This window comes from Methanosarcina flavescens (assembly GCF_001304615.2).
GTDB classification, from domain to species: Archaea; Halobacteriota; Methanosarcinia; order Methanosarcinales; family Methanosarcinaceae; genus Methanosarcina; species Methanosarcina flavescens.
Genome location: NZ_CP032683.1, coordinates 456,327 through 477,422, shown reverse-complemented (window position 1 = coordinate 477,422; position 21,096 = coordinate 456,327). Strand labels below are relative to the sequence as shown.

Below are 21,096 nucleotides of genomic sequence, written 5' to 3'. Positions count from 1 at the left end.
CGACATAGGTTATAATAGAAGACCAAAATTCAAAAAGTAATATATTCTCAACTAAGTTTTTATCCACACTTAATTACTTTCTTATCTATGGCGAAAAATAATCTATTAATCCCACTTCCCGCATCTATACAAAAAGTTGCTATCTTTTTAAAATAGAAGTGAATTTTGAAAAAAGAGATATTTATTAGTGACTAATTATGACTCTTTTGAAAAAAAGAGATCTAAAATAGACTCTTTCTGCCTCTCAATAATCTCTCCCCAGCAAAAACCTCAGTACAGTTCTTCTTCAGAGTCTTCCTCATTTTGAATACACTTTAACACTTCAAGTTTCCTTTTCGCGTCTGCCATGTCAGGGTAGAGGCGCAGGATCTCTTTGAAGGTTTTTATAGCTTCTTCATATCTTTCCATTTTTCCGAGGATAACTCCTCTGTAGTTCATGGACTGAACATCGCGCGGGTTTATCCTGAGCAACCTGTCAAAGGTTCGCAGGGCGTCTTCGTACTTTCCGAGTTTTGCAAGGGAAATTCCCAGATATTTCAGGGACTTCTCATGCCAGGGGTTAAGGGCAAGGGCTTCCCCGAAAGCCCGGCAGGCAGTTTCGTAGAGTTTCTGTTTGAAGCAGACAACCCCTACATTGTAGATTGCCATGACGTTTTCCGGATCTTTTTCCAGCACAAGACCAAAGGCTTTTAAGGCTTCCCTATACATTTCAAGCGTGCAGAAAGCGATACCCTTGTAGTTCAGGGCATCAAGGTTTTCAGGGGAAATGTCAAGGATGCGGTCGAGGTAGCCAATAGATTCCTGAGCCCGGCTGATTTTGATAAGTGTCGTGGCTGCGTTGTAAAGGGCTTCTTCGTTTTTCGGGTTGAAAAGGGCTGCTTTTTCAAAGGCTTTCAGGGCTTCTTCAGGGCTCTCGAGTTCAAGCAGGCAGAGCCCGAGGTAGTTCAGGCATTCAGGATCCTCAGGCGAGGCTTCAAGCAAAACTCCAAAGGTTTCGGCAGCAGCCTCGTATTCCCCGAGGTTGAAAAGCGAAAGTGCGGTGTGGTAGAGGGCTTCGCTGTGAGTAGGGTCGTGTTTCAGAATCAGGTCAAAAACCTCAAGGGCTTTTTCATACTCCTGAAGCTCCATTCTGGCAATTCCAAGCATGCAGCAAGCCTCAATGGAATTAGGGTAGTCAGGGGTGAACAGGGGCAACCTTTCAAGGTCCTGCACAGCTTCCTCGAAGCGCTGGAGTTTGAAATTCGCGACTGACTGGCTGTAGAGAGCGTTTACGTTCTCAGGGTTCAGGGTCAGGACTGAACTGAAAGCCTGGCAGGCTTCCTCGTACCTGCCCACTCCGAGAAGGGTAAGCCCCATTTGCTCCCAGGCAGCTTCCAGGGCTGAATCGAGCTCCACAGCCCTCTCAAAAAACTCAATGGCCTGCTCATCCTGATCAAGCCCCCTTAAAGCAAGCCCTGCTACATACCATAGGTCAGCAGCCTCAGGTTTTATCTCAAGGAGCTTTCCAAATATCTCAAAAGCAGCTTCATAATATCCCATTTTGAGCTGGGAAAGCCCTATTTTCATCCAGGCATCCTCGGTCTCAGCGTCATTTAGTTTATCTTCTAATCCGCGACTTTTTTCCCGGCTTTCCTCATGATTTTCTGCTCTGGCTGCTCCCTGTATTTGTCCCTGACTTTCTTCCTTGATTTTTCTATCTAATTCGGCTTTATCATTTTCAGAACCTTCCTGATTATTTTCTTCAGGGATTTTGGTCTGATTTTCCGTGACAGCTTGCTCGAAAGCCTCCAGGGCTTCAGCATAGTACCCCACAGAAAACAGGATAAGACCTTTTCTGTACCAGGCTTTCTCAAAGTCAGGATAACGTAAAAGGAGTTCGGAAAATACCTCCATAGCCTCTTCAAGCCTTCCGAGTTCCAGAAACACAATTCCTTTACCATAAAGAACTTCTTTAGAAGCCATTCCGCTCACTGCAAGCTTTTCAAGCAGCAGGAGAGCTTCTTCATATCTGCCAAGCTCTATCAGGGAGAATGCAAGTTTTTCAAGGAGCTCTTCAAAAGCCCTGCAGTTCTTGAAAGCCAGAGTTTCTTTTACAGTTTCTCCCTTACCTTCTTCCCCGAGCTCTTCAATGCCTTCAATATCAAGGTCCTCAGCTGCAAGTTCAAGAAGAGTGTCAACTGCAGAGACTGCTTCTTCTACCTTTCCAAGTTCGAAAAGGGCAAGGGCTTTTTTGCGCAGAAGCTCCAGATCGGTATCTTTGACATCAAGGACAGCATCAAAAGCTTTTACGGCTTTCTCATATTCTCCGAGCTCGAAGCAGGAAAGCCCTGTATAATAGGGTAGTTCGGGCTTCTGGCAGCCAAGCTCAAAGGCATTTTCAAAAGATTTTACGGCTTCTTCAAAGTTCCCGAGCCTGAAGAAGGCAATGCCTCTGTAGTAATGCAGATCTTCCTTTCTCGAGCAGTGTTTCAGTGCTGTATTAAAAGCTTCTATGGCCCTGTCATATTCCTTAAGATCAAAATGAGTATACCCTTTTTGCTCAAGGGCGAAGGTACAGTCAGGCTTAAGTTTAAGCACGGAATCAAAGATGGCCGAAGCCTCCTTTAGCTTCCCGCGGGCTTTCAAAACAATCCCTTTCCTGAAAAGGACAGTTTTCCTCTCCGGATTTCTCTTAAGAACCATATCGAAAAGCTCAAGGGCTTCATCGTAAAGCTCTTGTTTGAAGTAGGTTGTGCTCAGGTGTGCAAGAGCCTCAATATTTGATGGCTCTCTCTCAAGAACTTCCCTGAAGCCTGAAGCTGATTCTTTATATCTTCCTGACCGCAATAAAGCAAGGCTTTTCATGTAGAGGGCATCAAGGTTTTCAGAATCTATTTCAAGCGCGGCTTCAAAAGCCTTTACAGCCTCCTCAAAATTCCCAAGTTCAAAACAGGGAAACCCGAACTGGTAACGGGCATCCTTGTAAGCAGGGTCAAGCTCAAGAACCTTTTCAAAAGCTTTTATAGCCTCTTCATGCTGTTTCAATTTTGAATGGGATGTGCCTTTAAGATACCAGGCTTCTCTGGACTCCGGTTTTTTGTTGAGCACTTTGTCAAAAGCCTCAAGGGCAATCTCATATTCCCCGAGTTCCATTGCAAGTTTTCCTTTTCTGCAGTATATTTCCGGATTTTCGGCATTTTCCGAAGAAAGTTTATGAAAGATTTCCAGGGCTTCCTTCGACTTTCCAAGTTCCAGCAGGGCAGTCACAAGGTTGTGTAAGAGATCAGGGTAATCAGGACTAATAGAGAACACTTTTTCAAAGCAGTCCAGGGCAGCTTCTATTCTTCCGAGCTTGAACAGGGCTGTTCCCCTGTTGTAAATAGAATCTTGGTCTTCGGGGCTCGTTTTAAGCACTTCGGCAAAAGCTTCGCTTGCTTTTTCGTATTCTTCAGCAGCCAATAAAATCAGTCCCAGGTTCCTCCAGGCGTCCTCAAAGTCAGGTTTGAGCTTTACAGCTTCTTTGAACGCCTCAATAGCTTCTTCCTTTCTTCCAAGCTCTCTGAGAACAATACCCTTTTTATTCCATCCCTGCTCAAGATAGGGGTTAAGCCGCAGTCCTTCTTCAAAAGCGCTCAGGGCTTCCTCATAACGTTCCAGGGAATAGAGAGCAAAACCCCTGTTAATCCAGCAGGTATCGCAGTCGGGTTTAAATTCTGTAGCTTTCTCAAGAGCTTTAAGGGCGGTTTCAAATTCTCCGCAGTCAAACAAAATTAATCCTTGCCGGAGCCACAGCCTGTAATTTTCAGGCTCTTTTTCGAGACTTTGTGCAAGGGACTCAAGAGCTTCTTCAAAGCGACCAAGTTCAATAAGCACATTGCCTCTTGATTTCTGGGCTTCTGTAAATTCCGGATTGTGCTCAAGCATAGAATCGAAGGCTTTGAGGGCTTCTTCGTACTTTCCTATCCTTACAAGCAAACGCCCCTGCTGATACAGGGCATCCCCATACGCAGGATCCAGTTTGACAACTTCAGAAAAAGCCTGTGCAGCCTCCTCAAAGCGCTGCAGTTTCACGAGAGCAAGAGCTCGGTTGTACTGAATCTCTTTTGCTTTTGGATAGATCTCAAGCATGGTATCAAAGGCTTCAAGGGCTTCTTCATAGACCTCAAGTTTCATCAGAGCAAGGCACTTATAATTCCAGGCTTCAAAATAAGCGGGATCCAGCCGGATGGCCTCATCGAAAGCCTCTATGGCATCATTGAGCCTGAGCAGCCGGATAAGAGCCAGGCCTTTCCTGAGCCAGATCTCTTTATTCTCTGGACTGATTTTCAGGACTCTGGAGAAAGCTTTTTCCGCATCCTCATAACGACCAAGTTTATTTAAGAGGATGCCCCTGTGATAGAGCGCAGTCTCGCTGGCAGGAAATTTTCTTAAAAATGCGTCAGTACATTCCAGAGCTTCTTCATACTTCCCAAGCTTTGTCAATAAAAGGCATCTTCGTTCCCAGGCATCGGCATGCTTTGGGTTTTCACGGATCAGAGAATTGAAGCATTCAAGCGCTTTTTCATGCTCTTCAAGCTTTGCAAAAACCAGCCCTTTTGCATAGCAAGCATCTGTGTTTTTAGGGTCAATTTCAAGTGCATGCTCGAAACATTCCAGGGCCTCCTGGTAGTTGCCGGCTTTTCCAGCTACGGTTCCGCGTGCATACCAGGCGTTTCCGCATTTGGGCTCAATTTCAAGTGCCTTCTCAAAGCAAAGAATTGAAGCCTCATTCCTTCCTAACTCGGCAAACGCAAGCCCTTTCTGGTACCAGGTTTCTGGGCTTTCTGGATTTATTTCAAGTGCATTGTCATAAGCTTCCAGAGAAGCTTCAAACTTTCCAATAGTGGACAGAGCAATTCCTTTTTTGTACAGGGCATCGAAATTCTCTGGCTCGAGGTGCAGGACCTGATCAAAAGAATCGAGGGCTTCTTCTATCTTCTCAATTTTTAGCAGGGCTAGTCCTCTGTTAAGAAGAGCTCCTGTGTGACCTGGAGTTTTGTCCAAAATCTTATTGAAAACGTTAATTGCTTTTTCGTACCTTTTTTGCCTGATCAAGCTAAGGCCTCTTTGAAAGGCTTCATCGTGATTGATAACCAACTCCTCCGATCCTTTTTTCTAATTTTCTTCCTGCAATTTTTCTCAATTATATTCTTAAGTTTTCTATACTCATTCCTGTTTGCTTATACTGCCGTTTATTCCTAAACGTTTTCATAAAATTTTCTTTCATTTTCTTTCAAGTTCAAACCAGTCTGAATGTAATTACAGGTTTTTTCACGGGGCTTTAATAATATTTCCCCTTTATCCGGTTTAAGATTTTTTGTGAGCTTTTTCCTTATCTCGCCATAAAAGTGACCTCGTAATAACTGTGGTTATTGTTACTTTGTACTGATCTTACTTCTTATTGTTCCCTTTTTTAGATATGTGACCTGTAGTGGATAATATAAATCTGCAGCGTGCTAAATTACTTCTGTATTTTTCCTCTTTATATCCAACTCAAAACGTTTTTCTCAAAGGTATCTTGGAGACAATTCCTTTGTATTAACCGTTAAAGTTAATGATGTATTCCAGAGCAGGATTTATGCTCATTAACATTTTTTCCGAAACTTATTACTATTATTATTTATCCAGAATTTAATCTCCTAACATTGTATATAAACGATCCTTGATATCGAACATGATGAATAATTTTCGGTAATATTTTTAAAATGCTTTTAAAGTGTCCATACTACGACTTCGCAGTATTATCACAAAAAATATATAAAAATAATATATGAAAGGCTAAATGCAGGATTTTTAAACTTGATTAAGCCACAAAACTTTCTGACAATGCTGCCTTAAGATGCCTACATGTTTCTTTATTGAAGCAAATAAGGAAGACCTTTTCAGGTAATTGGTTTTCTTGAATAAACTTTCTTATTTCGGAGACTGCAATTCTTGCAGCCCTTTCTGAAGGGAAATTGTATGCTCCTGTACTTATAGCTGGAAAGGCAATGGTTCTTACGTCATATTCTCTGGCAAGCTCAAGACTTTTTCTATAACAGGAAGCCAGCAGATTGTCCTCTCCTTTCTGACCCCCCTGCCATACAGGACCCACAGTATGTATCACCCATTTTGCAGGCAAGAGATAACCCTTTGTAATTTTTGCCTCTCCTGCAGCACAACCTCTTAAACCTTTACATTCTTCCAGCAATCCGGGCCCTGCAGCTCTATGGATAGCGCCATCGACCCCTCCACCTCCAAGGAGAGTCGGGTTTGCAGCATTTACAATTGCATCAACTTCCATTTTTACAATGTCTCCCTCGATTATTCTTATCCTGTCCGAAATATGCAATATACTCCATCCTTTTGCTTTGGTTTCTTTATATCTATTCGCTTTTTATATTCTTCATTAAAATTTTTCCTAATGTATTGTATACCTATGTTGTCTGTATATTCTGTTTCTGCTATTTTCACGCTGTTTCTTACTTACCCTCTTGCCTTATATCTACATTATCTGTTCTTGCTTTGTCATTTTGGTTCTATTCGTTCAATCTTCTCTTTCATCTCAATATTTTAGATTGTGCATTTTCTCTTTCACTTCAATATCTTAGATTGTGCATTTTCTCTTTCACTTCAATATTTTAGATTGTGCATTCCCAAACAATCATATAGCATAAAACACAGATTATATTAATCAAACTGGGTATGGGATTTCGGTTTTCCGAAGGCGGTTATTTGCCTGTGACGGTAACTCCGAAAATTTTGATATGCTTCAAAGAGGCTCCAAATCTACATTACTGCCGATCTTAAAGCTTGGCAGTGCCAAAAGTAAGCAACGCTGGAAATAAAGACGCCAGAAATTTTCAAATTGAAATTTAATATGGGGAGACAATTATGGCTGACATGACACTTAGGGAGAGACTTTTAAATGCACTGGAAGGGAAAGAAGTTGACAAAGTGCCGGTCTGTTCTGTAACCCAGACCGGGATTGTTGAACTAATGGATGAAGTAGGAGCTCCCTGGCCGGAAGCTCATTCTGACCCTGATAAAATGGCAAAGCTGGCAATCGCAAACTACGAGCTTAGCGGGCTTGAAGCTGTAAGAGTTCCTTACTGTCTGACCGTACTTGCCGAAGCCATGGGCTGCGAGGTGAACATGGGCACAGTTAGCAGGCAGCCTTCCGTTACTGCGCATCCCTATACTAAAGATCTGGAAGACATGAAGATGCCTGAGAATCTGCTTGATATGGGCAGAATCCGGGCTGTACTGGATTCAATAAAAATAATAAGAGAAAGAGTTGGACCGGATGTACCCATTATAGGTGGTCTGGAAGGTCCTATTACCCTTGCTTCCGATCTGGCGAGTGTAAAATCCTTTATGAAATGGTCTATTAAAAAACCCGATCTGCTACGACAGGTACTCGATTTTGCAACCGATGCAACGATAGCTTATGCGAATTCTATGGTTCTTGCAGGAGCAGATATTATCTCTGTTGCTGATCCTGTAGCATCTCCTGACCTTATGAGTCCGGATTCCTTTAAAAATGAACTTCAATCAAGGCTACAGAGATTTTCCTCAGAAGTAAACTCGGTTACAGTCCTGCATGTCTGTGGAAATGTTACCCCTATCCTTGATTATATGGCTGACTGTGGTTTCGAAGGCTTGAGCGTTGAAGAAAAAGTCGGCAGTATAAAGAAGGCTAAGGAAGTGCTCGGGAACAGGGCAAGGCTAGTAGGAAATATCTCCAGTCCTTTTGTTCTTCTTCCGGGTCCGATTGAAAAAATAAAAGAGGAGTCGAAAAAGGCTATTGCCGAGGGTGTAGATGTACTGGCTCCAGGATGTGGAATCGCACCTATGACCCCGCTTTCTCACATTAAGGCTATGGTCGAGGCAAGAAACGAGTATTATGCCTGAAGACCCGCAAAGTAAAACTGATCTAATTACTTTTTTACCAATTACTTTTTTGCCAACTTTATTAATTATTTTTTATTACTGTTTTAATTTTCTATACAATTTTTATATATTTTTTGTATACAAATATAAAAATATACAAATATAAAAAAGCTTTATATAAATCATAAAAAAAGTTTTATATGAATCAAATGAATTTATCAGGAAAATTAAAGTCTGCACTCCGTACTCTGTATTCTCAAAAAAGGAAAATGCACCTCCGTGTTTTTAAAAAAGGGAAAGGGAGAAGTTGCCTTGATTAGAGGCCGTAATTCTCCGGCTTAAATACTTTAACTTCCTGTTTATACTTTGTAAGGCAATCACTCATGAACTGGTCCTTATCATCAGTAAGACTCTCAAATGCATCTTTTGCATCTGAAAGGGCTTTGGCTTCGAATCTGGAGAGCTCAAGTTTTTTCTTCGCTCCTTCCTCAATGATATTGATACATTCGATAGCTGCGTTCTTGGCGCGGAGATAAATATCATCTCCGTTTCTTGCAATTGCCTCTCCGATTCTGTAGGCGTTCGGGTATGCGAGTACATAGCCCTGTGCATCTCTGTTCAGGTCGGAAGCCACAAACATGTCTCTCAGGATTTTTTCGTTGCCCGACTCCAGGGCTACATTCATGAGTGCGCAGTCATAAGCAAGGGTCTCGGACCAGCACTGGACAGTTGTACCGCCGAATTCGCCGTGATATTCAACGGATTCATTGGACCAGAGGTCACAGCACTGCATAGTGAGGTTACCCATGAGGTCAGAGTGGGCACAGGTTGAAGTTTTACCTTCCTGAGAAATCGGGACACCTGCAATAGCTTTACAAATGGTATTTTCATAACCGCAGTCCTTTCCGGGTCCTACTGCACCTGCTTCATAAGCAACGAGGGATCTGGCGGCAGAAATTGCCCTTGCAATAATTGCAAGTGTGTGAGCGAGGTTCTTATCCAATAACCCGCCTGCAATGTACATTGCCGTGTTTGCCTGGGCACAGTCAGTATCACCGGATGCTATTACATTGTTTTTCTTTGCAACAGATGCAATGTCCTGCCATATCATTTCCATATCCATGCTACCGAGCACGCCTATACCATAAAGTACTCCGGCCATATCATTCCTGAGAATTGCATGGTCAAAGACTTCTTTCCCACCCATTGACTCAACCGCGAGCATGTCAGCTCCATTCTGGGCACACTGTTCAAATGCCTCCATAAAGACGCTGTACTTGTCTCCTCTGAGATCGAGGAAATCCCTGCTCTCACGAATATCACCAATGGTATGGCGGAGTGCGCACTTTATGCCGTACTCGTCATGGTAATCTTCCATGATAGTTTTCTGGGCATGTGCAATTTCTGCTCCCCAGTCAGGGTTGTTTGACATCTGCTGAACGTGTTCGGTTTCAAGTACCACAGCGGGAGCTCCGATTTGTACCATCCTTGCCATAATGTCGGTGGTGATCCTTTCATATTCTTTTATTAGTTTTTCTTTGGATACTCCGGCTTCAGGTCTTGGGGCATAGTTCACTTCGGGAATTGTATAACCGGCGCCGATCTCAAGTCCCAATCCGGTTTTGACGGGCGTGACAGATCTTCCGAAAACCATCTCATCTGCGCTTGAATAAGCCATTTTAGTACATCTTGTTACTGCCATCTACCACACCTCCTCAGTGCTTATGGAATTCCTCCCTCAGTTTTACAATGTTGTCCCCATGCTCCTTGATGAAATTGGCTATCTTGGGAGCATCGGCTGCTTCTTCACCATATACTCCAAGTTCATACTGAGACACGAAGTCCTGGTTCACAGCCCCGCCGCCGCATGCAAAAGGAATCCTGTAGCCTTTCTCCAGAAGTTTGTCATTAACTTCCTTGAATGCATACATGGTCGTGGTCATGAGAGCAGTACCTGTGAGCATTATTGGCTTCTCTTTTTCAACAGCTGCTACTACTTCATCTACAGGGACATCTCTCCCAAGATCTACTACATCATAGCCAGCTGCTCTCAATAGTGCGGCCACAATATTCTTTCCAATATCGTGGACATCACCTTCTGCAACGTGGCAGACAACTTTTCCTTTGGTTTCAGGTGCTTTTCCTGCTTTCTCCTTGACGTATTCGATACCTTCCAACATGGCATCAGCAGACATCATAACATTTGGCAGGAAAATGACTCCCTCATCGTAAAGCCTGGAGACTACTCCCATCCCAACCATCAATGCATCATTAATAAGAGAGATTGGATCTTTCCCAGAGTCGATGGCTTTTTGCAGTCCCTCAACGACATCATCTTCTTCGCCTTCAAAGATAGCTTTTGCAATCGGGTAAATCATTGAATCCTTTGGGTAAAGTTCTTCTGCAGCTTCTTCCGGTGTCATTTCCTTTTCCATTTTTACATTGTAACGAACCAGAATACTACTGGGATCTATTTCTATCAAATATTTAACCTCCATTTTGGCATTTGAGGAGCAAACAATCCCTGATTATCTATAGGAATCAGAGTCGGGTTAAAGGCTAAAGCTCTCCCTGAAATAGATCTTACTGTTATTTAGACATGTAAATATCTGGCTTTTTCATAGAGATAACTAAATGTGATCTAAACAGGTATAAAACCCCAAATTCTTCCCAATTTATTAAAGGGACTCTTAACTCCCCTTAATTTAATTGGAATCCTATATATATAAAACTCACTGAGCAAGTTTAACGTTCTAATACTGAGTTACAATTACTATTTTTGTCATTAGGAGGCTTTATTATCCTCAATGTCATCGCCTTTACTGAACTTTTTCTAACGTATATCCAATTAAATAATATACAGAGTTCTTAACGTTTCGACTACCTCTAAAAAAATATATTTTTCAAGTTTTCAGCAAAATAAGGAACAGCCGGAGAATCTAAAGGTAGAAAAAAATATTTAACAGGCGTAAAGTTAGTTGTTTTATTAATTGTAGTTCAATATAACAAATTCTAATTCAATAGTGACAGATTTTAGATTGCTCATTTTCTTTTGGCTTAATGGATACTGGAAATGGTCTCCCGAAATATATATATATGCAAGTGGTGCGTCTAGGAAATCCCCTGATTTGGATTAATCAGAGGGTATTAAAATCTATAGTTTTTGTAAATGCATACATTTGCTGTATGGTCTATAGCTAAATGTTCTCTCTACAAAGAGATTTATATAAGATTTGCCTTGTAGGTTTCCTCACAGAAGACAAATTTACGAATATTCGACTTTCTTACGATCCTAAAAAATCGTAACGATAATATCTCTATAAATTCAAACAAATTTTCCTTTTGTCCAGAATCTGTAGAAATAACGGATGAAAAAGCTTTATATATTAGATTGACCTTGTATCTGATCCTCACACAAATCAAATGTGTTGAGTAGAGCAAAACGAAGCTTTATATACAAGAAACATCTTGTATGAATTCCTCATAACTCAAAACGCAATGAGGAATAATACAAATATTTATATACAGGAAATGTCTTGTATATATCCTCTTACAGCACGATTGTGTTGAGAGGAATAATCCAAATCTTTATATACAAGAAATGTCTTGTATATGATCCTGCGCAAGATGATTACGTGGGTTAAATCACATATCTCTTTCATCTTTTAATGGAGTCAGGAGTTATTTCCTGTCTGACGAGGATTTTGTCGGTTCGGTTAATTCTGGGCGGTGAGAGTTTTTCATAAAACGAATCATCGCGAAACTGAAATAACTGAATTGATAGTTGTTAGTGCAAGTTTCTGCGACCAAGACCTTTAATTTTAAGTGTGCGATACATTAACAATTCTGGTTGATCCTGCCAGAGGTTACTGCTATCGGTGTTCGCCTAAGCCATGCGAGTCATATGTTCTTCGTGAACATGGCGTACTGCTCAGTAACACGTGGATAACCTGCCCTTGGGTCTGGGATAACCCCGGGAAACTGGGGATAATACCGGATAACGCATATATGCTGGAATGCTTTATGCGTAAAATGGATTCGTCTGCCCAAGGATGGGTCTGCGGCCTATCAGGTAGTAGTGGGTGTAATGTACCTACTAGCCTACAACGGGTACGGGTTGTGAGAGCAAGAGCCCGGAGATGGATTCTGAGACATGAATCCAGGCCCTACGGGGCGCAGCAGGCGCGAAAACTTTACAATGCGGGAAACCGTGATAAGGGGACACCGAGTGCCAGCATCATATGCTGGCTGTCCAGATGTGTAAAATACATCTGTTAGCAAGGGCCGGGCAAGACCGGTGCCAGCCGCCGCGGTAACACCGGCGGCCCGAGTGGTGATCGTGATTATTGGGTCTAAAGGGTCCGTAGCCGGTTTGGTCAGTCCTCCGGGAAATCTGATGGCTCAACCATTAGGCTTTCGGGGGATACTGCCAGGCTTGGAACCGGGAGAGGTAAGAGGTACTACAGGGGTAGGAGTGAAATCTTGTAATCCCTGTGAGACCACCTGTGGCGAAGGCGTCTTACCAGAACGGGTTCGACGGTGAGGGACGAAAGCTGGGGGCACGAACCGGATTAGATACCCGGGTAGTCCCAGCCGTAAACGATGCTCGCTAGGTGTCAGGCATGGCGCGACCGTGTCTGGTGCCGCAGGGAAGCCGTGAAGCGAGCCACCTGGGAAGTACGGCCGCAAGGCTGAAACTTAAAGGAATTGGCGGGGGAGCACAACAACGGGTGGAGCCTGCGGTTTAATTGGACTCAACGCCGGACAACTCACCGGGGACGACAGCAATATGTAGGCCAGGCTGAAGACCTTGCCTGAATCGCTGAGAGGAGGTGCATGGCCGTCGCCAGTTCGTACTGTGAAGCATCCTGTTAAGTCAGGCAACGAGCGAGACCCGTGCCCACTGTTACCAGCATGTCCTCCGGGACGATGGGTACTCTGTGGGGACCGCCGATGTTAAATCGGAGGAAGGTGCGGGCCACGGTAGGTCAGTATGCCCCGAATTTCCCGGGCTACACGCGGGCTACAATGAATGGGACAATGGGTCCCTACCCTGAAAAGGGCTGGTAATCTCCCAAACCCATCCGTAGTTCGGATCGAGGGCTGTAACTCGCCCTCGTGAAGCTGGAATCCGTAGTAATCGCGTTTCAATATAGCGCGGTGAATACGTCCCTGCTCCTTGCACACACCGCCCGTCAAACCACCCGAGTGAGGTATGGGTGAGGGCACGAACTCTGTGTCGTGTTCGAACCTGTGCTTTGCAAGGGGGGTTAAGTCGTAACAAGGTAGCCGTAGGGGAATCTGCGGCTGGATCACCTCCTAAGCATAAAAAACCCACCACCCAGATGCCGATAAACCGAAACAAAATCCTCAAACCATTAAGGTTAGCTATTCAATAGCTAATCATCATCAAACTCATCAAATGCACTCGGGAAGTAAATTTCCGGGGAAGGACGGATTGCCTGTGTTGACACGCAGGTACATGAAGTCATGTATAGGTGCTGTATACTGGACGCTTACTGGACCTGGTTAGGATATACAGGAAATATGCTATCAGGTGGATGGCTCGGCTCAAGAGCTGATGAAGGACGTGCCAAGCTGCGATAAGCCCGGGGTAGGCGCAAGGAGCCAATGAACCCGGGATCTCCGAATGGGACCTCTCCATAGTGATCAGTAATGATCGGGAACGCTCCGAATTGAAACATCTCAGTAGGAGCAGGAAAAGAAATCAAACGAGATGCCGTAAGTAACGGCGAGTGAAACCGGCACAGTTCAAACCGAATCCCCTTAGGGGAAATGTGGTGTTGAAGGGCTGTTCAAACGTCTGGCGGCTAAACAGAACTTGCCTGAAACGGCAGACCATAGAGTGTGACAGTCACGTATGTGTAAACCAAAAGACCGGAACATGTCCCTGAGTACCGTGCGTTGGATATCGCGCGGGAATCTGGGGGGCACCAACCTCCAAAACTAAATACTACTTGAGACCGATAGCGAAATAGTAGGGTGACCGAACGCTGAAAAGTACCCCGAGAAGGGAGGTGCAAAGTGCCTGAAACCTGATAGTGATGGAACGATACGGCATGAAAGGATCTTTGGTACGAAGGAAACACTCGCGAGGGTGCTGTACGAGTATCACTGCCAGTGTCGTATCTTACGTTTTGAAGAACGGGCCAGGGAGTGTGTCTTGGTGGCAATGGCTAACCTTATATTTGGGCAGCCGAAGCGAAAGCAACATGTGCGCAACTCTTCTGAGCGAGGCACGACGTATACAAGTGCGTGGAGTCACCGGGACACGACCCGAAGCCGGGTGATCTAGGCGTGGGCAGGTTGAAGCGTGGCGAAAGCTACGTGGAGGACCGCAAGCGGTGTTGATCTGCAAATCATTCGCGTGACCTGCGTCTCGTAGTGAAATGCTAATCTAACCCGGCATCAGCTGGTTCCTTCCGAAACATGTCGCAGCATGACCTGACTGGAGATCGTCTGTGGAGTAGAGCACTGATTGGCGGTTCCGGGGGGGAAACCCCTCGCCCGCTTGTCAAACTCCAAACCCACCGTCGTCTGAGAAAGTCGGAGTCCGGACTGCTGGGGTAAGCTTGTAGTCCGTAAGGGAGACAACCCAGCCCGTGGTTAAGGTCCCCAAGTGTCGACTAAGTGTTAACACTAAAGGGCGTCCCAAGCCCAAGACAGCTGGAAGGTTAGCTTAGAAGCAGCTATCCTTCAAAGAGTGCGTAACAGCTCACCAGTCGAGGTTTGGGGCCCCGAAAATTGACGGGGCTCAAGTCGACCACCGATACCACGGAGTACCGCAAGGTAATCTTGTAGGAAGGCGTTGCGTTCGGACAGAAGCAGGGCTGTGAAGTCCTGTGGACCGTTCGCAAACGAAAATCCTGGTAATAGTAGCAGCATAGAAGGGTGAGAATCCCTTCCGCCGAAGGGGCCAGGTTTCCTCGGCAATGTTCGTCAGCCGAGGGTTAGTCGGTCCTAAGACGTACCGTAACTCGAGTACGCCAAAAGGGAAACAGGTTAATATTCCTGTACCATTTAGCACTCATGTCTGACGTCTCAGGGCAGGCCGAGCGGAGTCGTCGCTCCGTCTAAGCAGCGAAACCCGTGGAGAGCCGTAATGGCGAGAAGCGGGTGAATCTGTTATGGCTAAAGTCGGTTACACCCAGGGACCCGTGAAAAGGCCGCTAAATGTCCGTACCGAGAACTGACACAGGTGCCCCTGGCTGAAAAGGCCAAGGCGTGTCGGAGTAATTCAGTTAAGGGAATTCGGCAAATTAGCTCCGTAACTTCGGGAGAAGGAGTGCCTGCTGTGAAGACAGCAGGTCGCAGTGACCAGGGGGCTCCAACTGTCTAATACCAACATAGGAGATTGCAAACCTGTAAAGGCTAGTACAATCTCTGAATCCTGCTCAGTGCAGGTACCTGAAACCCCGGTTCAACGGGAAGAAGGGCCTGTAAACAGCGGGGGTAACTATGACCCTCTTAAGGTAGCGTAGTACCTTGTCGCTTAATTGGCGACTTGCATGAATGGATCAATGAGAGCCCTACTGTCCCTAACTGGAATCCGGTGAAGCTTACATTCTAGTGCACAGTCTAGAGACCTCTAGGGGGAAGTGAAGACCCCGTGGAGCTTTACTGCAGCCTGTCGCTGGGTTGTGGTTCTGGATGTACAGAGTAGGTAGGAGGCGTCGAAGCGGTTGCGCCAGCATCCGTGGAGCCATCAATGGGACACTACCCTTCTGGGACCGCGACCCTAACTCTGAGAAGAGGACCCCGATAGGTGGGCAGTTTGCCTGGGGCGGGACGCCCTTGAAAAGATATCAAGGGCGCGCAATGGTTGACTCAAGTGGGTCGGAAACTCACTGAAGAGTGCAAGAGCATAAGTCAGCCTGACGTTATTCAGCACAGTAGTGGATGACGAGACGAAAGTCGGTTCTAGCGAACTTTTGTGCCTCCTTGGTGGGGGCCAAAAATGACAGAAAAGTTACCCCGGGGATAATTGAGTCGTTGCCGGCAAGAGTACATATCGACCCGGCAGCTTGCTACCTCGATGTCGGTTCTTTCCATCCTGGCCGTGCAGCATCGGCCAAGGGTGAGGTTGTTCGCCTATTAAAGGAGATCGTGAGCTGGGTTTAGACCGTCGTGAGACAGGTCGGTTACTATCTACTAGAGGTGTCTGAGGTCTGCGGGTAAGCTGCTTTTAGTACGAGAGGAACCAAGCAGCGGCGCCACTGGTGTACCGGTTGTTCGACAGGGCATTGCCGGGCAGCTACGCGCTAAGGAATAAGAGCTGAATGCATCTAAGCTCGAAATCTGACCTAAAACGAGACCTCATTAAGGATTCCGGTAAAAGACCGGTTTGATAGAAACGGGATGTAAGCACCAAGGCAACGAGGTGTTCAGTCCGCGTTTACTAACCATCCGTTCCTTTCCTAATCCGGTTCAGGCGAAATCCAGTCTGCAGCACCATACATGACTTAATCATTAGTTTGTCTTTGGCTATAGACAAATTTCCTCAATCCCATTTATAGGAGAGTGTGGCGGCCATAGCGGCAGGGTCACTCCTGTACCCATCCCGAACACAGCAGATAAGCCTGCCCGCGTTCCTGACTGTACTGAAGTGCGCGAGCCTTCGGGAACTCTGGATCGCTGCCATGCTCACCCTATCATTCTAATCTTTTCTAAAAATGGTTTTTTAATTGCCTTTTTAGTGCTCTCTGATACTGATTTCTTTCTTTTTTGATGTTGATTTTCCTGATGCCGATTTTGTTACTCTTTGTTACTGATTGTATGTTGCCTGTTTTGTATAATACTTTGAACTTGCTCTCTAGCCAGGGTGTTATCTTTTACAATGTATTGCATATAGGGGCTCCGTTTTTCAAGAAATGTATAAAACGCATATATTAGAGTCGGTCCAATTTGTGAGATAATGATCTCAGGAATTGACGCTTCAATTTTGAGCTTGAAAACTTAAGAAGCGTACCTGTACCTTGCCAGTGTTTTTGAACCCCATAGGAATATTACGATTACAGCTGTGATTGCAGTGAGCAGTCCGGTAATAGCTGGGTCATAATGTGAACCATTATTCGGGAATAAAGACCAGCTGACATTGTCCATGTCATGAAAGAGGACCGCTGCAAATATGCTATTTCTGGTATTATTATAAATCCATACAATCAGGATACGAAACGCAACCGAATAGACACCGCGTTGCCATACTATCCATGCCAGATCATGATGAGCCTGGATATCGGGTACAACATGTAATAATCCCCACACCAGCCCAAGAACAATCCCGGTCGTCAATGCACTCCATCGACATCGCATAGAATCAGCAGCATATCCCATCCAGCCCAGTTCTTCACATACAGCGGTAATAAGGAACCCGATAAAAAGGATCGGTATTGTCAGAAATGGAATTTGTGGTTCCGGAAGTGGCCTGTCCTGGAGGCGCATGATCCCATACGATAGCGAATATATGGCAGGCAACAGGAAAATAATGGGCAGGTACCAGAGTTTTGGCTTGATTTTTTTATAATCAAATATTCTCTTAAATAATTGTTCTATTCCAAAGAGTTTACTTTTTCTATAGGTAAGGATCAAAGCCGCAATCAAAGGACTAACGAATGAAAGCGCACTTACAGGAAGATTCATCGGAACTGGAAGTCCCCTCTTAACCATAGAGCCAATTAACCAGAAGGGAGTGGCAAGAGCAAAGGTTAATAGAAAGAACTTTAAAGGTGATCTTTTAGCTAATTTGTCGGTACTCATGATTCTCAGTCTCCTGGGCGGTTTGACCTGGTTTTGACTGGATAAGAAGCTTTTTGCGCTGTACTGCATGAACGAGAATCAAGATGTCGATTTTGTTTCATCCCTTTCGGGGTCATTATGGTCTTTAGCATATGTTTTTATAATTCTTATTATTTGATAAAAAACGTTTAATTTGTGTTTTGTATAATTGAATTAGAGAATTCATAGAAATGCAAGAGTTCAAAGGAGCAAATCTCATCAAAGAAGATTGTTCCAACGCATACATAATAAACTATTTATTAATGTTTGCTCAATTACTAGTTATGGATAATAAGTATTATTCATACTGGTTAGCTCTGATCATTCTTTCTGGTATATTTTATATTGTTTTTGGAGCGCTATATGCCTTTTTTGGCTTTCGTGGCTTCCTAATCATTGCAGGTGTTCTTTTTGTTGTGAGCATTATACATGGTCTACGACATTCAATTTTTCGTGAACCACACAATTGAGTGAAAGTTTAACTTTTTTCGATTAATTCAGTTTTAAAGAAATATTGAGAAAAAAAGCTATTACAATAGGCACAGGAACCTTGAGACTCTATGTAATAAGGGCGTTATAAGGGCGACTTAAAAAGTATTTTTTTGACTCTCTCTTGAATTCTGACTGTAAAAAGAACATATGTATTTCGAGACCGATTGCTAGTAGAGTAATTGTCTTTTTAATATTAACAGAAACAACATCCATCACCGATAATTGACACAGTTGCAGACACAGTATTAACAAAAGTAGAAACTGCAGACACAATATTAACAAAAACAGTTAGAAAAGATAGTGTCCGGGGAGTTGCAGTAAGCCCGGACGGAAAAAGGTATATGCAACAAACTGAGAGAATGGCGGTGCAGTTTATGTAATTGAGACCGCTATAATTATTTTCCGTCCTTCATAGCATTCTTAATAGTTTTAATTATTTCTTCAAAATCATCATCATCAGGCATATGTTTTGCAAACTCAACGAGACTGGTCAATTGTAAGCATCTATCAAATTTCACATATTCTACACCTTCATTTTTCAGGTAATTTATCAGTTCGGAGTTTGTAACTTCTCTCTTTAAGCCATATTTATAGCTCAGATACAACCGCAGAGCCTGTGCAGCAGTTCCATAAGCATCCTTGAACTGTTTTTCTTCATAGAGTGATATTGCTTTTTCCACAAGTTTTCCTGCTTCTTCCCTGTAGTCAAAGTTTTTTTCCTGAAGTGGTATATTCTCTCTAACTAATTTTCTCTGCTCCTTTTTACCTGAAAACTTGTTGTATATAATATAACCAAGAAGAAGAGGTATAAGAACTCCCATAAAATATACAGGGTAAAGATTCCTTTCCTGCTCTCTTACAAGCTCAACATGTTCAACATTGCCGTTTACAAATCTGGCATTTATCTGAGCTGTTTCATTTCTGGAATTCTCGTATTGTATCTGAAGAGCTGTAGTGTTATTCTCGCGTGAGAAAGTTGAATTGACTTCTTTAAAGCCATCATCTTGCAATTGTCTAAGATACTTATTAAAGTCGTTGCTCTGAGAAAGCAAGTCCCTCAGTTTTTGTCTGTCTTCTGCCGTATCAATCTGAAGGCTCTTCATTTTACCATTACTCATTTCTCCCTGAATGCTTGCCTTATCACCATTTTGTTTCTCATAGCTAACCGTGAAAGTTCCTGTGTTATTTGATGATGGATTAACACTGAGAGAAGTCAAATTGTATCCAAGACCAGATAATTCCTGATTTGCCTTCTGGAAGTCCTGATTAGTTGCAATTTGCTGCTGGAACTGCTGCTGCATTTGTTGCTGTTGTTGTACCTGTTTTTGCATCTCCTCTTTCAGTGATGAAGTATCCTGATTCGGCGGATTATTTTGCGAAACCTGCTGGGGAGTTTGCACTACATACTGCTGATTTATCATCTGTTGCATTATTTGCTGTATTTGCTGTTCTTGCTGTGCTATACGCTGTTCTTGTTGTGTAAATGGATCCGTTACTTGCTGTGTAGCGGATGCTTCCTGTGAAGAACTTTGAATCGGATTGGCTTTATTTTGTTTATCAGATTCATTTTCAACAAAATGTATGTTAATGTCCTCTATGCTGACAATTTTGCTTCCTTTATCATCGTAATTGAAAATTAGCGATACACTTAAGTTCTCAGGCTTATCGCTACTCCCAAACCCAAGGTTAATTGTGGAATTACCTTTACTTATCTGAAAGCTCGTAGATTTGGTATTTGAACTTGAAAAGTGAACTGGTCCACTCTTAATTTCCTGTGTGATCGTGTATCCAAGGATGCCGTTTATATCTTTATTGTATAAATTAGTGATATTGAGAGGAATATAAGCTTGTTCTCCTACAAGGAAATAATAATCCTTCTGAGGAACTGAAAATATTACGTTCTCCTCGCCATAAGCTATAGGTACCAGTAACAAGAAAAGTGAAAAAATGGCAATGGCTTTTCTTATCATTGTAGTATTCTTCCTTTTCCGTATCTATAATACATCTGGATAAGTAATGTCAGAAACGCTGCAAAGAAGAACCAATCTTTGATGTTCGTTTCTTCTTTTTCTCTTTTTATATTCTCGCCGATGTTCCTGTAAATTTCATCTAACGTTTTATCATCGACGGATTTGAAGTATTTTCCTCCAGTACTCTTTGCAATGGTTTGCAATGTAGTTTCATCAAGTTCTGCATACTGAGGGTTACCAAACCAGTCATATCCAAGTAATACCTGACTGTTTGAACCCATGCCGATAGTATAAACCTGAATGCCGTTAGCTTTCGCATACTGGATCGCTTCATCAGGGCTAATATAACCAGCATTGTTCACACCATCACTTATTAAAATAATTATTTTTTTCATGTTTGGAATGGACGAAGCCATATCAATCCCAAGACTAAGTCCATCCCCTATAGCAGTGCTGCCTTCTTTCTGTGCGACATTATGAAGTTTTTCGATTACTTTTTCTTTATCAGGACTTAGGTAAGCTGCAGTAGTAGCCCCAGATTCAAAAGTGACAATTCCCACATAATCTTTACTTTTAAGGGAATCAATCAGTATCTCTGCAGATGATTTTGCGGCTTCCAGTCTTGATGGGGTGTAATCTTCTGCCTGCATACTTCCTGAAACATCCATTACCAATACAACATTTACTCCTTCTTTGGTCTGTTCCAGGGGAATGTGAGGGTTTGCAAAACCTATTATCATGAGACCGATGGCTAGTAATGATAAATAAAAAAGATGTATATCCCGTTTTGACTTTTTAGTGTCACCCAACGCGGATTTAATAAAGGCAAGATTGCTGAATATTATTGCTTCGTTCTTCTTCTGGATTCTGACCTTTTTATGCAAATAATAAATAAGTGGAATTATCAGTAAGAATATAAGAATATGAGGGGAGCCAAAACCTGCCATTA

Annotated in this window: 8 protein-coding genes and 3 rRNA genes; 4 read left to right on the top strand and 7 right to left on the bottom strand. The window is 43.4% G+C overall.

Annotated features, from left to right (window positions below; genetic code table 11):
- Nucleotides 1-270: 270 nt before the first annotated feature.
- Complete coding sequence (locus AOB57_RS02025) at nt 271-5,073, bottom strand: tetratricopeptide repeat protein (protein WP_226999598.1); 4,803 nt, start codon at nt 5,071-5,073, stop codon at nt 271-273.
- Nucleotides 5,074-5,821: 748 nt separating this feature from the next.
- Nucleotides 5,822-6,352: an O-acetyl-ADP-ribose deacetylase gene (locus AOB57_RS02020; protein WP_082384327.1), complete on the bottom strand. Its 531-nt coding sequence runs from the start codon at nt 6,350-6,352 to the stop codon at nt 5,822-5,824.
- A 539-nt stretch (nt 6,353-6,891) separates the two neighbouring features.
- Between AOB57_RS02020 and mtaA the strand changes: the two genes are divergently transcribed.
- On the top strand, nt 6,892-7,911 hold the full coding sequence (gene mtaA, locus AOB57_RS02015) for a methylcobamide:CoM methyltransferase MtaA (protein ID WP_054299963.1): 1,020 nt from the start codon (nt 6,892-6,894) through the stop codon (nt 7,909-7,911).
- A gap of 295 nt (nt 7,912-8,206) precedes the next feature.
- Here mtaA and mtaB read toward each other — a convergent pair whose 3' ends face one another.
- Together mtaB and mtaC are read right to left on the bottom strand one after the other, a co-directional pair.
- On the bottom strand, nt 8,207-9,592 hold the full coding sequence (gene mtaB / locus AOB57_RS02010; RefSeq protein ID WP_054299962.1) for a methanol--corrinoid protein co-methyltransferase MtaB: 1,386 nt from the start codon (nt 9,590-9,592) through the stop codon (nt 8,207-8,209).
- Between the two features lie 13 nt (nt 9,593-9,605).
- Nucleotides 9,606-10,388, bottom strand: coding sequence for a methanol--corrinoid protein MtaC (gene mtaC / locus AOB57_RS02005; RefSeq protein ID WP_054299961.1), 783 nt, complete (start codon nt 10,386-10,388; stop codon nt 9,606-9,608).
- A 1,345-nt stretch (nt 10,389-11,733) separates the two neighbouring features.
- Here mtaC and AOB57_RS02000 point away from each other — a divergent pair.
- From AOB57_RS02000 to rrf, 3 genes are all read left to right on the top strand, one after another.
- Nucleotides 11,734-13,211, top strand: a 16S ribosomal RNA gene (locus tag AOB57_RS02000).
- A 212-nt stretch (nt 13,212-13,423) separates the two neighbouring features.
- A 23S ribosomal RNA gene (locus tag AOB57_RS01995) occupies nt 13,424-16,332 on the top strand.
- 100 nt (nt 16,333-16,432) lie between these two features.
- Nucleotides 16,433-16,554, top strand: a 5S ribosomal RNA gene (rrf, locus tag AOB57_RS01990).
- The 16S, 23S and 5S rRNA genes sit together here, the layout of an rRNA operon.
- Nucleotides 16,555-16,866: 312 nt before the next feature.
- Here the strand turns inward: rrf and AOB57_RS01985 are convergent.
- The 3 genes from AOB57_RS01985 to AOB57_RS01975 form a co-directional block, all read right to left on the bottom strand.
- Nucleotides 16,867-17,667 (bottom strand): CPBP family intramembrane glutamic endopeptidase, encoded by an 801-nt coding sequence (locus AOB57_RS01985; protein WP_054298033.1) that lies wholly within the window; start codon nt 17,665-17,667, stop codon nt 16,867-16,869.
- Nucleotides 17,668-18,572: 905 nt separating this feature from the next.
- On the bottom strand, nt 18,573-20,147 hold the full coding sequence (locus tag AOB57_RS01980; RefSeq protein WP_054298035.1) for a hypothetical protein: 1,575 nt from the start codon (nt 20,145-20,147) through the stop codon (nt 18,573-18,575).
- Nucleotides 20,144-21,094 (bottom strand): vWA domain-containing protein, encoded by a 951-nt coding sequence (locus tag AOB57_RS01975; protein WP_054298036.1) that lies wholly within the window; start codon nt 21,092-21,094, stop codon nt 20,144-20,146. Before AOB57_RS01975 ends, AOB57_RS01980 begins: the two co-directional genes overlap by 4 nt.
- Nucleotides 21,095-21,096 lie beyond the last annotated feature (2 nt).